The organism is Solwaraspora sp. WMMA2080 (genome assembly GCF_027497395.1).
In the GTDB taxonomy this organism is placed as follows: Bacteria; Actinomycetota; Actinomycetes; order Mycobacteriales; family Micromonosporaceae; genus Micromonospora_E.
This window is the reverse complement of record NZ_CP114910.1, coordinates 3193711-3208607: the sequence shown is the minus strand read 5'-3', so window position 1 is coordinate 3208607 and position 14897 is coordinate 3193711. Positions and strand designations below refer to the sequence as shown.

The window sequence follows — 14897 nt, the reverse complement described above, 5'->3', positions numbered from 1 at the left end:
CACCGCGGATGCTATCGACGTCGCGACCGCCGGTCAGGGGCCGACGGTGTGCGGTTTCCCTCAGTACGCCGCCGTCGGGCCGGCCCCAGCCTGGGTCGATCGACCCCGGGACGACGTTTCCTGCCTGTTGCCCGATTCGTTACCACCACGTGACAGTGTTGGGAGTCGCGCTGATCGCGTCCGGTCTGACGGTGCTGCTGGTGATGCGGCGGACGCTCTGGCCGGCGCGGGCGGCCACCGTCGGCAGCCGCAGGGCCGGAAGTCTGGACGCCGCGCCGCATCGGCGCCGTCGAGGGCGGGGGCGACGTCGGGCCACCCGTACCGGGCTGTTCCGTCGCCGGGCGACGCCCGGTGGACGCCACACGGTCGGCGTGACCGTGCCGCGCCAACGTCGGGGTGGTCGGCCCGCCGTCGTGCTGCCGGAGCCGTCGGTGGCCGCTGTGCCGCCCGTCGTTGTGCCGTCGGTTGCTGCTGTGCCGCCGGCTGCCGCGCCGCCGGCTGCTGCGCCGCCGGCTGCTGCTGACGAGGATTTTGACTGGTTCGACCGGCCTACGGACGCGTACGCACAACCCGTACGAGCGTCGGACCGGGCCGTTCCCGCGTCGGACTCGGCCGTCCCCGCGATGGACCCGCCGGTAGCAGTGCCGGTGGTCGGTACGACCGTCACCGGGCATCCGTTCCGCGGCGTGGCACCGGTGCCGCAGCGGCGCGACCACTGGTAGCGCGACGGAGCGACACCGGCCCAACCTGAAAGACTGCTCCGCTGCGGAGGGAGGCGGCGGAGCAGCCACGATTCCGGGACCCGCGTCTCGGTGAGAGGGCCTGGGTCAGGGTTGCGGTGGCCCGGATGGCTGGGTGGTGGTGAGGAAGGCGGCGGGCACGCCCGAGTCGATGAGACGACCGCGCATCCGGTCAAGCGCGTCAGGTGTCCAGTCTGGATAGGCGGACAGGAACAACAACCGCTGGGCGGCGCGGCGATCGGTCCGGGCTTCGGCGATCGAGTCCTTGACCATGTTCGCCGCCACCTCGAAGTCGTCGGCGATGCGGACGCCGCCAGTCGGCATGCCGACTGCGGCGAGTCGGGCCGGCGGCGGCCGGGCGGCGAACACGACGGTGACGATGACGAGCAGCCCGCCGACGGCGCTGAGGGCGGGAAGCAGCCACGGCGGTGCCGCTGGCCAGTACGGGACGGGCGACAGCGCGTGGTGCACACTGGGGAGCGGGCCGCCGGTATGAGCGTGCGGACGTATCGCGTGCGCGAGGCTGACATACAGGGCGACGACGGGTGCCGCGAGGACGAGGACGGTGGTGGCGGACAGCGCAGCCACGGTGATCCGGTGCGCGGGGTGTGTCGAGTGGATCCGCCGTGCTACCGCCGCCGCGAGCAGCCATCCGGTGGACAGCCCGAGCGCCACGCCTGCGACCAGCAGGATGCGCAGCACTGGTGAGCCTGCGGCCCAGGCGTCCACCCCGACCGTGGTCTTGCCGCCGACGGACATGCCGGCGATCGCGACGACCAGTCCGTGATGCTCGGCGGTGAACCGGTCGTAACGGGAGGGGATGTAGTCGCTGGTCCAGGCAGCGGGGTCCGCCACGCCCGCCTGGTCGTGTACGACCTCGATCTCTGAGACCGACCAGCCGGCGGCGGCGTAGCGCTGCCGGGCCTGCGACGCGTCCCACCTGCCGTCCAAGGTCACCGCAGTGAATACCCGGTCCGCTGTTTGTGCCGAGGTCTGCCGCAGCACGACCGAAGGAGCCTCGACGCCGCTGGCACGTCTGGTCAGGTCGACCATCGCGGTGTCGCTCGGAAGATTGGTCAGGGTGGTTGCCCCGAGCATGGAGCCGGTCGCCGCGCCGAACGCCCCGAGCACCGCCGTGACCACGACCGCTGCCGCTACCGTGACGGGACGACGGTCGGGAAGCGAAAGCCACCGACGGAGGCGCCCACCGCGTGGAGCCGAGCTGGTTCCGGCGATCGCCGAGGCGCTCACCCAGCCACTCCTGCCATCGACAGCAGTAGGTCAAGCGGGCGGCTCTCCATGCCCCATAGGGTACGGGTGCCTTCAAGCTGCGTCCATCGGATCGCAAGCAGTGGCCCGCTGTCGTACCCGCGACGGGGACCTGTCGAGCACGGGACGACCATCCTCTGCCGCTTGTCTGCTGTGGATCGCCGGCCGGCGATCCACGCCGGCAGGCGACCATGATCCTCGGTCTGGACGGTCTACTCGCCCGGCATGCTTCCCCGCGGCTGGCGGCAGACGCTGCAGTACGACACCGAGTTGACCACGAAGGAGAAGGATGCCCTGTCCTGCCCCGGGCCGACCACCGATGCCGACCCGCCGGAGTTCTCGCAGCGGTTCTGGTTGGCGCTCAGGGTCAGGCTGGTGCCGTTGCTCATCGAGCGCGTTCCGACCGGCATGTTGATGCACCAGACGGACGTACCCGGCAGCGGGATGCCCTGGAACAGCGTGCCGGAGAAGTTTGTGCCGGTCCAGTTGCAGAACCGGCCAGAGGTGCACAGGGCCAGCGCCGATCCGGCATCGGCCTGCGCAGTTGCCGGAACCAGCAGAGCGGCCCCGGCTGTGGCGGCGACCGCCAGCATGGCGAGCAGTCTCCTCATTGCGCCTCTCCATCCGATCCATCCGGTCGACGAAGGGGCATGACAGCCGAGCAGGTGCCAAGTGACTCTGGTGACCATCGAGACCTAGAACGTTCTAGAGTCACGCCCCGTGCTGAAACGGTAACCATCAATGATCGGTGACGCAAGAATCGACCGTCACAAATTAGGGAGATCCCGTTGGTCTCCGCCACGACCCCAGGCGGCGGCTGGACTCCTTGTATCAGCGGCGCGATGCTCCTTCCCGGAGCATGCCTGGTTCTGTGGCAGACGCGGTGCGCTGCCAGGTGCCGCCGTAGGGTGGGCGGATGGCCGGCTCACCGTACACCGATCTGGACCGTCCGCCGTTGGACGAGCGTGGTCTGCGTCGCGCGCTGGTCGTCCCCGACGGCCTGTGGACCGACGTGCAGGTCCGGGCGCAGACCGGCTCCACCAACGCGGACGTGCTCGCCGCCGCGCGAGCCGGTGCCGCCGAAGGCCTGGTGATCACGGCGGAGCAGCAGCACGCCGGGCGCGGGCGGCTCGGCCGAGACTGGACCTCGCCGCCGCGGGCCGGCCTCGCCGTCAGCGTGCTGCTGCAGCCGGCGGCGGCTCGGCCCGCCCGGTCGTGGCCGGCGGTGCCGGGGTCCCGGTACGGCTGGTTGCCGCTGCTGGCCGGCGTCGCGCTGGCGGAGGCGGTCACCCGGCTGGCCGAGTTGCCAGCCGCGCTGAAGTGGCCCAATGATCTGTTGATCGACGAGGCGAAGTGCGCCGGGATCCTTGCCGAAGCGGCCCCGGACGGGGCGGCCGGACCGGCCGTTGTGCTGGGCATCGGGCTCAACGTGACGCTGCGCGCCGACGAGCTGCCGCCGCCCGGCAGTGGCCTGCGCGCCACCTCGCTGCAGCTGGCCGGAGCAGCGGCGACCGACCGGGACCCGTTGCTGCGGGCTGTGCTGCGCGGGGTGGCCGACTGGTACGGGCGGTGGCGGGCCGCCGGCGGCGACCCGGTCGCGTCCGGTCTGCGGGCGGCGTACCTGCGGCACTGCGTGACGGTGGGCCGGCAGGTGCGGGTCTCGTTGCCGTCCGGAGCGGCGCACACCGGGCTGGTCGACACGGTCGACGAGGACGGTCGCCTGGTGGTCCGCACAGCCGGCGGCGATCTGCCGGTCGCAGCCGGGGACGTGACGCATGTGCGGTCCGGCGACGCGCCGGGAAACGGTACGCCCGGTTGACCGTACGGGTGGCGGTCAACCGCTACGGTCACCCCGGCGGCCGGTGTACGGACCGCCGGCCGGGTCCCCTGCCCGGCCCGGGCTAGGAGGTTGCCGTGGCATTTCCCGAAGACATGCTCACCGCGGACGAGCATGTCGTGTTGCACCTGCACCCGCACTGGAAGGCGCTGGTCCGGCCGGTGGCGGTGACGGTGCTGGCGGTCGCCGCCGTGGTGGCCGGGTTCCTGCTGCTGCCGGAGAGCACCGCAGCCTCCGTCGTGTGGTACGTGATTCTCGCGCTTGCGCTGGTCGCGGTGCTCTGGTTCGCCGTCCGGCCGTTCGCGGTCTGGCGCAGTACGCACTACGTGTTCACCAACGAGCGGGTGGTGCTGCAGCACGGGGTGTTCTCCCGGGAGCGCCGGGACATCCCGTTGAACCGGGTCAACGACCACTCCATGACGCAGCGGTTCAACGAGCGGCTGCTCGGCTGCGGGACGTTGACCATCGAGTCGGCAGGTGAACGCGGTCAGACCGTGCTGCCCGACCTTCCGGGGGTCAGTCAGGTGCAGACGCAGCTCTACGAGCTGGTCGAGGCGCACCACGATCTGCACAGCCTGGGCGACGGTGAGCTGCGGGAAATTCTCGACGAGGCACGCACCGGGCCGGACCAGGCAGCCCCGGCGCGACCGGACAACGCCTCGCCCGGCCGCTGACCGGGCGACGGCTGGCCAGCACTGCCGAGCGGGCCTGGCTCGCTGGCCAGCCGGGTCAGGTCGTCGGCCCGGCGCCGCGTAGCGCGAACCAGCCACGGAACCGGGTGCGCAGCACCTCGCGCTCCGGCCGGTCGTAGGTGTCGAGCCGGGTCAACGACCCCAGCAGGGTGACCGTGCCCAGGCCGGGCCGGGCGTCGGACAGCTTCCTGGTGAGCACGTCCAGCCGCCCGGCGAGCCGGTCACCGGCGTACACCGGGGCCAGCCAGCGCAGCTCCTCCAGGCCGGGGGAGGTGTCGGCGGCGGCCCGGGACAGCACCGCGTCCACGTACGCCCGCATGAACAGGCTGACGGTGAAGAATCCGCTGGCGATCACGGTGCCGTACGGGCTGGCCTGGGCGAGGTCCGGCTCGACGTGGTACCACTGCGGGTCGAAGCGTTCGGCGAAGCTGACCATTTCGACGCCGTCCACGGTGGTGATGCCGAGGTCGAAGGAACCGCCCGGGGCGAGATCCTCGAAGAACAGGTCGGCGTCAGCACCGGTGCCGGAGCGCACGGTCGTCGGTCAGCGCCTGGCCGGGCGGGTCGCTGCGGCGATCTCCGCGTCCAGTTCGGCGGTGATCTTCGCGTCGAGCTCGGCGGCGAGTTCGGCGTCGAGCTGGTTGGCCAGAGGTGCCGTGCTGTCCGGGGCCTGCATCGACTGGCTGGTCGGTGGCTGCCCGTCCCGCTGGATCTGCTGCGGGACCGGGCCGCGCGCCGCCGGTCCGGTCCCGGCCCCGGTGGTCGGGCCGGTTCCGGTGGTCGGGTGGGTGGCGGGTGCCGGGCGGAAGACGAACGTGCGGTACGCCCAGAAGCGGAAGATGGTGCCGAGCACCAGTCCGATGATCTTGACGATGTTCAGGGCCAGCAGCCCGCTGATGCCGAAGCCGTACTTGGCCAGCCCCAGCACCCCGACCTCGATCGCCAGGCCGGTGAGGTTGAACAGGAAGAAGAGCACGTACTCCCGCCGGATGGCCGACTTCGGCCGGTCCCGGTAGGTCCAGTGGCGGTTCATGAAGTACGAGCTGGTGGTCGCCACCAGTGCGGCGACGACAGTCGCCTTCAGTTGACCGTCGGCGAGCACGGTCAGTGCCAGAGCGTTGAACACCGCGAAGTTGACCACGGTGTTGATGCCACCGACGGTGCCGAACTTCAGCGCCTCGCGGATGAACCTCTGCCAGCGCTCGGGCAGAAGGCGAAGTATTCGCATCAGATCACCATACGGCAGGTCGACGGGCCGTTCGGGTTGACTGGCGGGTAGGGCGGCACCGGGTGGGGCTAGTCGCGGTCGCTGGCGGCCGCCACCGCGGCGGGTGCCGCGACGGTGAACACGAACCTGCGGTACGCCCAGAACCGGAACAGGGTGCCGACCGCCACGCCCACGATGTTGGCCGCGATGTTGTCGGCGAGCAGCGTCTGGAACACCCCCGGCCAGATGCTGCCCAGCCCGTAGTGGCTGATCCCCAGACAGGCCAGACCGATGCCCAGGCCGACGGCGTTGAAGAAGAAGTAGAGGCCGTACTCGCGGGCCAGTCCGGACCTGACCGAGTGCCGCCAGGTCCAGAAGCGGTTGCCGACGAACGCCACCGATGCGGCGATTACCGTCGACAGCGTCTTGGCGCTGAGCGGGCCCAACCCGAGCAGGCTTGAAGCGACGTTGAACAGGGTGATGTCGACGATGAAGGCGATCCCGCCGACCACCCCGAACTTGCCGATCTCGCGGACCAGCAGACCGAACCGGTCCCGGAGCCGGCGGATCAACCCCGGACTGGATGCGGGCGCGGACGGCTCGCCGGCGGCGTGGACGGGCACGTGGTCGAGCGTAGCGGGTTCCCGCCCGCCGATGTGTCGGCACCACCCGAGTTTCCCGGCCACCCCCACGCTTCCGGCACTCGAGTTCTGAACACGCAGAGTGATTGGGGTTGGAGTCGGTCGAGAGCCGGAGGTTTTTGCGTACAACTGCGCGTGGGAGCGAGAAACAACTCGTCAGATTGCATGCGCCGATAACTTGTGCACTTCTTCACAAGCTCCTCGGCTGCCCTGAACGATCAATCGGCTTACCCTGAGTCCAACTCCCGGACTTGTAACCCGGCGGCTGGGCCCGACCATCCGCCGGTGCCGTGCACTCCAGGAACGAGGTCAGCGCCGACCACGAGGAGATCGCCATGACTGCAACGGCCACCGCGTCCGTACCGTCGAACTTCCCCAGCCCCGCCCCGACCAGCCACGCCCGCCTGCTCGACTGGGTCCGGCAGATCGCCGACCTCACCACACCGGACCGGGTCGTCTGGGCCGACGGTTCGCTCGCCGAATGGCACCGGCTCACCGACGAACTCGTCGACTCCGGCACCCTGGTCCGACTGGACAGCGAACGCCGCCCCAACTCGTTCTGGGCCCGCACCGACCCGACCGACGTGGCCCGGGTCGAGGAACGTACCTTCATCTGCTCGCCCGACGAGTCCGACGCCGGACCGACCAACAACTGGGTGGACCCCGCCGAGATGAAGCGGGTGATGACCGAGCTGTACCGGGGGTGCATGCGCGGCCGGACCATGTTCGTGGTCCCGTTCTGCATGGGCCCGTTGGACGCCCCGGAGCCGATGTTCGGGGTGGAGATCACCGACAGTGCGTACGTCGTCGCCTCGATGCGGATCATGACCCGGATGGGCGCCGAGGTGCTCGCCGCGATGGGCGACGACGCCGAGTTCGTACCGGCCCTGCACTCGGTCGGCGCCCCGCTGGAGCCGGGCCAGGCCGACGTGCCGTGGCCGGCCAACGAGATCAAGTACATCTCGCACTTCCCGCAGACCCGGGAGATCTGGTCGTACGGGTCCGGCTACGGCGGCAACTCGCTGCTCGGCAAGAAGTGCTACGCGCTGCGGATCGCCAGCGTGATGGCCCGCGACGAGGGCTGGCTGGCCGAACACATGCTGATCCTCAAGCTGACCGCGCCGGACGGGCGGGTCCGTTACGTAGCCGGCGCGTTCCCGTCCGCCTGCGGCAAGACCAACCTGGCCATGCTGGAGCCGACCATCCCCGGCTGGAAGGTCGAGACGATCGGCGACGACATCGCCTGGATGCGGTTCGGCGACGACGGCCGGCTGTACGCGGTCAACCCCGAGTACGGGCTCTTCGGCGTCGCGCCCGGCACCGACTGGCGGACCAATGCCAACGCGATGCGGACCCTCGACCGGGGCAACTCCATCTTCACCAACGTCGCGCTGACCGACGACCGCGACGTGTGGTGGGAGGGGATGGGCGAGCCACCGGCGCACCTGACCGACTGGCGGGGCGAGGACTGGAACCCCGACCGGGGTACCGACGCCGCCCACCCGAACAGCCGGTTCTGCACCCCGATCACCCAGTGCCCGATCCTGGCCGACGAGTACCACGACCCGCGCGGCGTACCGATCGACGCGATCCTGTTCGGCGGCCGGCGACGCACCACGGTGCCGCTGGTCACCGAGGCACGCGACTGGGTGCACGGCGTGTACCTGGGTGCCACCCTCTCCTCGGAGACGACCGCTGCGGCGGCCGGCAAGGTCGGGGTGGTCCGGCGGGATCCGATGGCGATGCTGCCGTTCATCGGCTACCACGCCGGGGACTACTTCCGGCACTGGATCGAGATGGGCAAGGGCACTGACGGCGACGCCGCCAAGCTGCCCCGGATCTTCTACGTCAACTGGTTCCGCCGCGACGACGACGGCCGGTTCCTCTGGCCCGGCTTCGGGGAGAACTCCCGGGTGCTCAAGTGGATCGTCGAGCGGCTGGACGGCACCGGCACGGCGGTGGAGACCCCGATCGGCAACGTACCGACCGCCGACGCGCTCGACCTGTCCGGCCTGGCCGTCGACCCGGCCGACGTGGCCGCCGCGCTCGCCGTCGACCCGGCGCAGTGGCGCGCGGAACTGCCGCAGATCACCGAATGGTTCGAGCGGTTCGGCGACAAACTGCCCGGGGTGCTCTGGGCGGAGCTGGACGCGCTGCGGGCCCGGTTGGACGCCGCCGACTGACCGTTGGATAGCCTGCGCCGGTGGCGGCAGTCGATCCCGGTGCGGGCCGCGCCGGACCGGTCCGCCCGGCCGTGCCCGCCCTGCCGCCGCCGGTCCGCCGGCTGGTCGGGTTGCTCGCCGTCACCGCCGCGGCCACCGTCGTGGTCGACCTGCTCAACTGGTGGTACGCCCCCGAGCGGGACATCGGTGTGGCGGTCCGCTCCGGTTGGGCGCTGCTGCGGGCGTTCGGCTTCCTGGTCCTGATCCGGCAGGTACGCCGGGGCCGGGCCGGGGCCCGACCGTTCGGGCTGATCCTGGCGGTCACCACCGTCTTCGCGCTCGGCCGGCTGGTGGTGCCGCGCTCCGGCGTACCGCCGCTGCCCGGGGTGGCCGGGTTCGGCCTGATCGCCGGGCTCTGCCTGGCCGTGGTGTGGCTGCTGTACCGGTCCCCGGCGGTCGGTGCGCAGCTGACCCGGCACCCGGCCCGGTTGGTCCGCGACGGCCGGCGGCTGACCTGGCGCGAGGCCCCGCCCCGGCGGCCGCCGGTCGTCGCCTGGCTCCTCGTCGCCCGGGTCTCGGCCTTCACCTACCCGCCGTTGATGCTGGTGCCGGCGCTGGTCTCGATCGGGGTGCTGCTCGACGGCCGGCTGGTCGCCACCCCGGCGGTGGTGGCCTGGATCGCGGTCGCCACCGCCACCAGCTGGCTGGTGCTGCTGGTGTCGTTCTTCATGCTGCGCGGCCGACGCTGGGCACGCTGGCTGCTGGTCCTGGTCAGCCTCGGGGCGCTCGCGGTCGACCTGCCGCTGTGCTGGTGGCTGCTCGGCGTGGACGGTCTGGTCCGCGACGGCGCGCCGCTGGTGGTGGCGGTGGTGCTGGCCTTCTACGGTGTGTGGCGGGCCGGTCGCGCCGAACGGGGCCGGGCGGCGGGCAGCGCCGAGCCCGGCCGGGGGACCGTCGGTTCCCAGCCCGGCCGGACGGCCGCCGGCACGGAACCGGCCTGACGAGGAGGTCCAGGTGGACGGTACGTCGGTCGTCGACGTCGCGGTGGTCGGCGCCGGGCCGGCCGGTGCCGCCGCCGCGATCGCCGCCCGCCGGGCCGGTGCCCGGGTGCTGCTGCTGGACCGGGCCGACTTCCCCCGGGACAAGCCGTGCGGCGACGGCATCGCACCGCACGCCCTCGACGTGCTGGCCGGGCTGGACGTGCCCGACCCGGTCGCCGGGTTCGCCCCGGTCGGCCGGCTCCGGCTGGTCGCCCCGCACGGCGGGCAGGTCGCGGCCGAGCTGGTCCGTCCGGCGTACACGGTGCCGCGGGCCGTCTTCGACGCCCGGCTGGTCGCCACCGCGGTCGCCGTCGGCGTGCGGCTGCGGCGGCACACCGTACGGCGGGTCACGGTCCGCGACGACCTGGTGCTGCTCGACGGTGAGATCGCGGCGCGGGCGGTGGTTGGCGCGGACGGCGCGGGATCGGTGGTACGCCGGGCGTTGGGTCACGGGCCGAACCCGGACGGACATCTGGCCCTGGCGATTCGCGGCTACGCGCCGGTCGGGGCCGTCACCAGCCCCGGCGAACAGCGGATCGTCACCACGGCGGCCGGTTGGCCGGCGTACGCCTGGGCCTTTCCGATCGGCGACGGGCGGGCGAACGTCGGGTACGGGGAGGTGCTGCGCGGCCGGCCCCTGACCCGTGCCCGGCTGCTGGACCGGCTGTGCGCGCTGCTGCCCGGCACCGACCTGGCGCAGGTCACCGACCTGCGGGCGCATCATCTGCCGCTGTCCACCCGGCGGCCGCCGGCAGGTGCGGGTCGGCTGGTGCTGGCCGGCGACGCGCTGTCGCTGATCAACCCGTTCACCGGCGAGGGCATCTTCTACGCGGTGCTGTCCGGTGCGCTGGCCGGTGCGGCGGCGGCCGGTACGCCGGCGGCCGCCGCCCGCCGCTACCGGCAGGCGCTGCGCCGACGCCTCGGCGGGCACCTGCGGCACAGCGCTTTCGGCGCCTGGCTGGCCCGGCGGCCGACGACGGTGGACGCCGCCGTCGCGGCGGCGGCGCGGGACCGGCGCGTCTTCGACACCGTCGTCGAACTCGGTCTCGGCGACGGCCGGCTGGACGCGGTCACGGTTCGCCGGCTCGCCGCACAACTGACGATCCGCCGAGCGGCCGATACCGCGCGGCGGCGCTCCGGTCGCTAGTCTGCTTGGGATGACTCTGCGGGAGCTGCTCTACTCGGTCTATGAGCGACGGCTCATGGCGAGACTGGCGGGCAAGCCGGTGCCCGGCCACGTGGGCGTGATGTGCGACGGCAACCGCCGGTGGGCCCGGGAGATGGGGTTCGTGGATCCCAACGACGGGCACCGGGTCGGCGCAGCGAAGATCAAACATCTGTTGAACTGGTGTGACCAGGCCGGTATCGGTCACGTCACGCTGTACCTGCTGGCCACCGACAACCTGCGTCGGCCAGCCCGCGAGCTGGATCCGCTGTTGAACATCATCGAGGATCTGGTCACCGAGTTGGCCGAGGAGGGCAACCCCTGGCGGCTGCGTATCGTCGGCGCGCTGGACCTGCTGCCGGGTTCCACCGCGACCGCGTTGAAGGCCGCGCAGGAGCGTACCCAGACCCGGTCCGAGGGCGCGCAGGTCAACATCGCGGTCGGCTACGGCGGCCGCCGGGAGATTGCCGACGCGGTCCGATCGTTGCTGCATGAGCACGCCAGGTCCGGCGGCACCCTGGAGGAGTTGGCCGAGGTGCTCGACGTCGACCACATCGCCGAGCACCTCTACACCCGGGGCCAACCCGACCCGGATCTGGTCATCCGCACCAGCGGCGAGCAGCGGCTCTCCGGCTTCCTGCTGTGGCAGTCGGCGCACTCGGAGTTCTACTTCTGCGACGTCAACTGGCCCGACTTCCGTCGGGTGGACTTCCTGCGGGCGTTGCGGTCGTACGCGAACCGGCAACGCCGCTACGGCGCCTGACGACCCCCGGGGCCGTCCCTGCCGGGTGGTGTCAGTCCAGGGCGTGCACGGCGGAGGTCAGGAAGTCGCCGAGCGCTTCCGGCGAGTCGATGGTGAGGTCGGCGGCCGCTGACACATCGTGCCCGGTCTCGGCGTTGGCCACCGCCACGCAGACGCCGAAGAAATCCGGGTTGGCGCTGGCGTGTGCCCGGAGCGCGGCGAAGGCCTTGATGTCGGAGACGTCGTCACCGAAGTACCAGGCGCAGCCGGCGGTGCCGACCGCGTCGCCGATGACCATGCCCTTGTCGCGGTCGACCGGCGGCTTGATCTCGATGACCATCCGCCCGCTCTGCACCCGCAGGCCGAGCTGTTCGGCCTGGGCCTGCCCCCACGATTCGACGGTTTCGGCGAGCTCGGGCGCGGTCCGGTAGTGCAGCGCGACGGACAGCCGTTTGTACTCGACCAGTGCGCCGGCGGGCAGCTCGGCCCGGGCCCGGTCGGCCAACTCCTGCATCGCCGGGACCCAGGGCAGCGCGGCCGGTTCGGTGACGGTCGGCCCGGACCCGTGGCTGTGCTCCAGCCCGTACAGTCCGTACAGGTCGACCTCGGAGATCGAGGCGAACTGGGCCCGGAGGAAGTCGACCGGTCGGGCCGACACGATCGCTATCCGCTGCACCACCCCGGCGAGCGACTCGATCGCCGCCAGCACCTTGGGCGCGGGCTGCACCGACGTGGGATCGTCACCGACCGGGGCGAGGGTGCCGTCGAAGTCGAAGAACAGCACGCACCGGTCGGCGCGATCGATGGTGGCTCGCCATGCCTGCTCCGCGGTCAGCGGACGGGCCAAGCGCTGGTTTCCTACCTCGAACGGCCGCACGGGCGTCAGCGTACCTGCTGCCGCCGCAGGTGCCAGACCTCTCGGCGGGTGAACGTTCGGGGACGTCGGCGCTGGTGACTACGGTCCGCGAACCACCCGGCGGGTCAGTCGTCACCGCCGCTCATCAGTCGCCGGCCGTGCATCCGCGGTGGAAATTGCACGACTGCCGCGTCGTGTTGCTGTCCCTGCCGGAGCAAATAGCCCTCGACGAAGCCGGAGTTGCGGTCGGCGACGTGTGAATCGACTTCATTGAGCCGGGCGACGAGAAATTCGGTGAGCGCGGTCAGCCGTCCCTGTTGCCGGTCGTTGAGGTGCGCGATGACCGCCACCAGCGTGGCGACCGACGCGCAGGCGATGACGAACAGGTTCACCACCGCCGGCACCTCGCCGGTACTCAGGACGGCGACCACGATATTCGTGGTGCCGTAAAGCGTGATCGCGACGGCCGCGATCACGACTGCCGACCATTTGAGGGTCATCGGTTTCGACCCTCCCTCCTGTCCCGCAGGGCTGTGTCCGGGCTGTGTCCGGCCTTGTCCCGTCCCCCGTGGATGACGAGCCCAAGCAGTACGGAGAGGAACGTTATCGTGACTCAGCGTGCAAGCGGGGCGGAACCGGGCTGCTTGATCGGCTTTCTTTCGCCATCTGAGAACTACCCTGCCCGCTTGGGTCCTTTGCGAGGTTCGGCCGGCAGTAAGGGTCGGTAGGCGAGATAGCGGATTGTCTCCCTGATGTGAAATTTTTCCGCATCTGATACGTTCGGATCGACCAGCCGGCGGAGCAGTGCCTCTACGTCCGGGTCCATCGGCGGTGCCGAGGGCGCCGGCCGGGCGCTGGTGGCACGGTCCCAGCCGAGTACGCCGAACGCGACCGTCGGGCTGATCCCCAGTCCTTCGCAGAACGAGACCACCCGCTCGGCCTCCGGATCGCTGGACCACTCGCCGCGCACCCACCGGTTGATGGTCTGGCGGGACACTCCGGTGCGCCGGGAGACCTCCGAGCCGGTCCAGGCGCGGGTCGCGCGCGCGTCAGCGAGCGCCTTGCGTACGAAGGCGGCGAAGGCGATCTTTCGCGCGGCGGAGCTGTCCGGCACCGGCCGACGGTACGGCGAATCACCGCTTTTCCTGGGGGCAGGAAGCCTTCTGTACTGTGTTTGTGACAGAGCTTTGTGAATCTCTGTCGGGAAATCTTCCCTTGTCACGAGGGGTGTCACGGGTGCAGTCTAAGGATGAAGTGGGGTGGCGCTAATCACCCGAAAAGATGATGCTGTCACTTGCGCGTGACGCTTTACTCTACGTCACGTGGTTGAGACGCTGAGTGGGTGGAGTTGTCGCTTACACGTGACGGAGACGGTGCGGTGACCGAACTCGCGACCCGGGCCCAGGCCTTCGGCCTGATCGCGGACGCCGTCGCTGGCGGCTTGACCGCGCCGTGGCGGCTGTACCTGGCCCGGGGGTGTCGTCACCTGTCGCTCAACGTGGGGGACCGGTCCGAGTGGAACGCGTGGCGGGCGCACCTCGGCTGTCCGGAGTTGAGTGTGCGGGTGTACGACGCCGGCGGGGAGATCCGGCGGGCCTCGGTAGCCGAGGTGGTGCTGGGCGGTTGCCGGATCAGCGTCGAACTGGTCGAAGAGGTGAGGACCGACGACATCGATCGGCTGCTCACCGACGACCCGACGTCGTTCGAGTCGGAGGAGAGATGATCCCAGAGATCGGGGCGACCGGATGAGTTCGTTCTTCGCGGTCTTCCTGGTGTTGCTGCTGGCCTCGGCCAGCTACGCCGCCGGCCGGCTGCACGGCCAGCTCAGCTACCGGATCGGCTACCGGTTCGGCTACCGGCAGGGCTATTTCGACGGTGACCGCGGAGCGTGGACCCGGCGGCGCAGGGAGACCCGGGCCGCGATCGCATCGGTGCTGCCGGATCCAGCCCGTCCGGTGGTCCCGCCCCATCCGGTGACCACGAGCCCGCCCCTGGTTACGGCGGTGCCAACCGGGGTCGACCTGGCGGTCCGTCCGGGCACCACCTACACCGGCGCCGCCTTCGTCGGTGGGACCGGCGTCGGCGGAACCCTCGACGGGACCGGTGGCCGGCACTCGACGGAACTGCTGGCCGGCCGACATCCCTGACCGGCCGCAGCGGTGGCTGTCGGGTGGCAGTCGTAGCGATGAGCTTTTCCGAGTGCGGTGTCGTGTTGAGGCGGACGCGACACCGCCGGGGAACCCGGCGTCACCGCGCCGGAGTTCCTCCCGGCCGGGATGCGTGCAGGGGGTGCGCATCCCGGCCGGCCGCCTACCCGGCCCGGATGTGTCCGTCGCGTGACCAATGTGTGTCGGTCCTGGGTACGGATCATCATCTGCCCCGCTCACCTCCGGTGTCTGGGACGAAGATCGGCTCTGACGCCTAGCCGAGGTCGGGATCCGGCAGCTAGCGTCTAGTCATGGTCCGGGGTCGTCCCGGGCCAGCCGGACGGTCCGGACCTGCAGTCGCATGGGTTCCGCATCCGACCCGTGCCTTCGGGCCCCGGT

Annotated in this window: 17 protein-coding genes; 9 read left to right on the top strand and 8 right to left on the bottom strand. The window is 71.1% G+C overall.

The features are described 5' to 3' along the window. Window positions 1–149 precede the first annotated feature (149 nt). The gene (locus O7543_RS14585) at window positions 150–722 is read left to right on the top strand and encodes a hypothetical protein (protein WP_281553324.1); all 573 of its coding nucleotides are present in this window, start codon (window positions 150–152) and stop codon (window positions 720–722) included. 105 nt (window positions 723–827) lie between these two features. Here O7543_RS14585 and O7543_RS14580 read toward each other — a convergent pair whose 3' ends face one another. Next, on the bottom strand, window positions 828–1883 hold the full coding sequence (locus tag O7543_RS14580; RefSeq protein ID WP_281553325.1) for a hypothetical protein: 1056 nt from the start codon (window positions 1881–1883) through the stop codon (window positions 828–830). 338 nt (window positions 1884–2221) lie between these two features. Beyond that, complete coding sequence (locus O7543_RS14575; RefSeq protein ID WP_281553326.1) at window positions 2222–2602, bottom strand: hypothetical protein; 381 nt, start codon at window positions 2600–2602, stop codon at window positions 2222–2224. 323 nt (window positions 2603–2925) lie between these two features. Here O7543_RS14575 and O7543_RS14570 point away from each other — a divergent pair, with 323 nt between their 5' ends. Together O7543_RS14570 and O7543_RS14565 are read left to right on the top strand one after the other, a co-directional pair. Continuing rightward, window positions 2926–3828: a biotin--[acetyl-CoA-carboxylase] ligase gene (locus O7543_RS14570; RefSeq protein ID WP_281553327.1), complete on the top strand. Its 903-nt coding sequence runs from the start codon at window positions 2926–2928 to the stop codon at window positions 3826–3828. 95 nt (window positions 3829–3923) lie between these two features. Continuing rightward, window positions 3924–4520, top strand: a complete 597-nt coding sequence (locus O7543_RS14565) for a PH domain-containing protein (RefSeq protein ID WP_281553328.1) — start codon at window positions 3924–3926, stop codon at window positions 4518–4520. 55 nt (window positions 4521–4575) lie between these two features. On the opposite strand, the gene O7543_RS14560 is transcribed toward O7543_RS14565, so the two are convergent. The 3 genes from O7543_RS14560 to O7543_RS14550 all read right to left on the bottom strand — a co-directional run bounded on the left by O7543_RS14560 (window position 4576) and on the right by O7543_RS14550 (window position 6368). After that, a complete protein-coding gene (locus O7543_RS14560; protein WP_278167091.1) occupies window positions 4576–5073 on the bottom strand; it encodes a MaoC/PaaZ C-terminal domain-containing protein in 498 nt (165 codons plus the stop codon). A gap of 9 nt (window positions 5074–5082) precedes the next feature. Next, a complete protein-coding gene (locus O7543_RS14555) occupies window positions 5083–5766 on the bottom strand; it encodes a GtrA family protein (protein WP_281553329.1) in 684 nt (227 codons plus the stop codon). Between the two features lie 68 nt (window positions 5767–5834). Further along, on the bottom strand, window positions 5835–6368 hold the full coding sequence (locus O7543_RS14550; protein ID WP_281553330.1) for a GtrA family protein: 534 nt from the start codon (window positions 6366–6368) through the stop codon (window positions 5835–5837). A 353-nt stretch (window positions 6369–6721) separates the two neighbouring features. Here O7543_RS14550 and O7543_RS14545 point away from each other — a divergent pair, with 353 nt between their 5' ends. The 4 genes from O7543_RS14545 to O7543_RS14530 are packed head-to-tail and all read left to right on the top strand — an operon-like array spanning window position 6722 to window position 11516. Next, on the top strand, window positions 6722–8569 hold the full coding sequence (locus tag O7543_RS14545; RefSeq protein ID WP_281553331.1) for a phosphoenolpyruvate carboxykinase (GTP): 1848 nt from the start codon (window positions 6722–6724) through the stop codon (window positions 8567–8569). Between the two features lie 20 nt (window positions 8570–8589). Beyond that, window positions 8590–9549 carry a hypothetical protein gene (locus O7543_RS14540; RefSeq protein WP_348650109.1) on the top strand — a complete coding sequence of 320 codons (960 nt, stop codon included), beginning with the start codon at window positions 8590–8592 and terminating at the stop codon, window positions 9547–9549. Between the two features lie 13 nt (window positions 9550–9562). Further along, window positions 9563–10735, top strand: a complete 1173-nt coding sequence (locus O7543_RS14535) for a geranylgeranyl reductase family protein (protein ID WP_281553332.1) — start codon at window positions 9563–9565, stop codon at window positions 10733–10735. A 10-nt stretch (window positions 10736–10745) separates the two neighbouring features. Then, window positions 10746–11516 carry an isoprenyl transferase gene (locus tag O7543_RS14530; RefSeq protein WP_281553333.1) on the top strand — a complete coding sequence of 257 codons (771 nt, stop codon included), beginning with the start codon at window positions 10746–10748 and terminating at the stop codon, window positions 11514–11516. A 31-nt stretch (window positions 11517–11547) separates the two neighbouring features. Here the strand turns inward: O7543_RS14530 and otsB are convergent, their stop codons facing one another. From otsB to O7543_RS14515, 3 genes are all read right to left on the bottom strand, one after another. Next, the gene (gene otsB / locus O7543_RS14525; RefSeq protein WP_281553334.1) at window positions 11548–12372 is read right to left on the bottom strand and encodes a trehalose-phosphatase; all 825 of its coding nucleotides are present in this window, start codon (window positions 12370–12372) and stop codon (window positions 11548–11550) included. Window positions 12373–12476: 104 nt separating this feature from the next. Then, complete coding sequence (locus tag O7543_RS14520) at window positions 12477–12851, bottom strand: hypothetical protein (RefSeq protein WP_123605395.1); 375 nt, start codon at window positions 12849–12851, stop codon at window positions 12477–12479. A gap of 173 nt (window positions 12852–13024) precedes the next feature. Beyond that, the gene (locus O7543_RS14515) at window positions 13025–13465 is read right to left on the bottom strand and encodes an XRE family transcriptional regulator (RefSeq protein WP_281553335.1); all 441 of its coding nucleotides are present in this window, start codon (window positions 13463–13465) and stop codon (window positions 13025–13027) included. Between the two features lie 264 nt (window positions 13466–13729). On the opposite strand from O7543_RS14515, the gene O7543_RS14510 reads away from it, so the two are divergent. Then, entirely contained in the window at window positions 13730–14074 is a 345-nt protein-coding gene (locus tag O7543_RS14510) for a hypothetical protein (RefSeq protein WP_281553336.1), read from the top strand. A 22-nt stretch (window positions 14075–14096) separates the two neighbouring features. Beyond that, a complete protein-coding gene (locus O7543_RS14505; protein WP_281553337.1) occupies window positions 14097–14498 on the top strand; it encodes a hypothetical protein in 402 nt (133 codons plus the stop codon). Window positions 14499–14897: the final 399 nt, after the last annotated feature.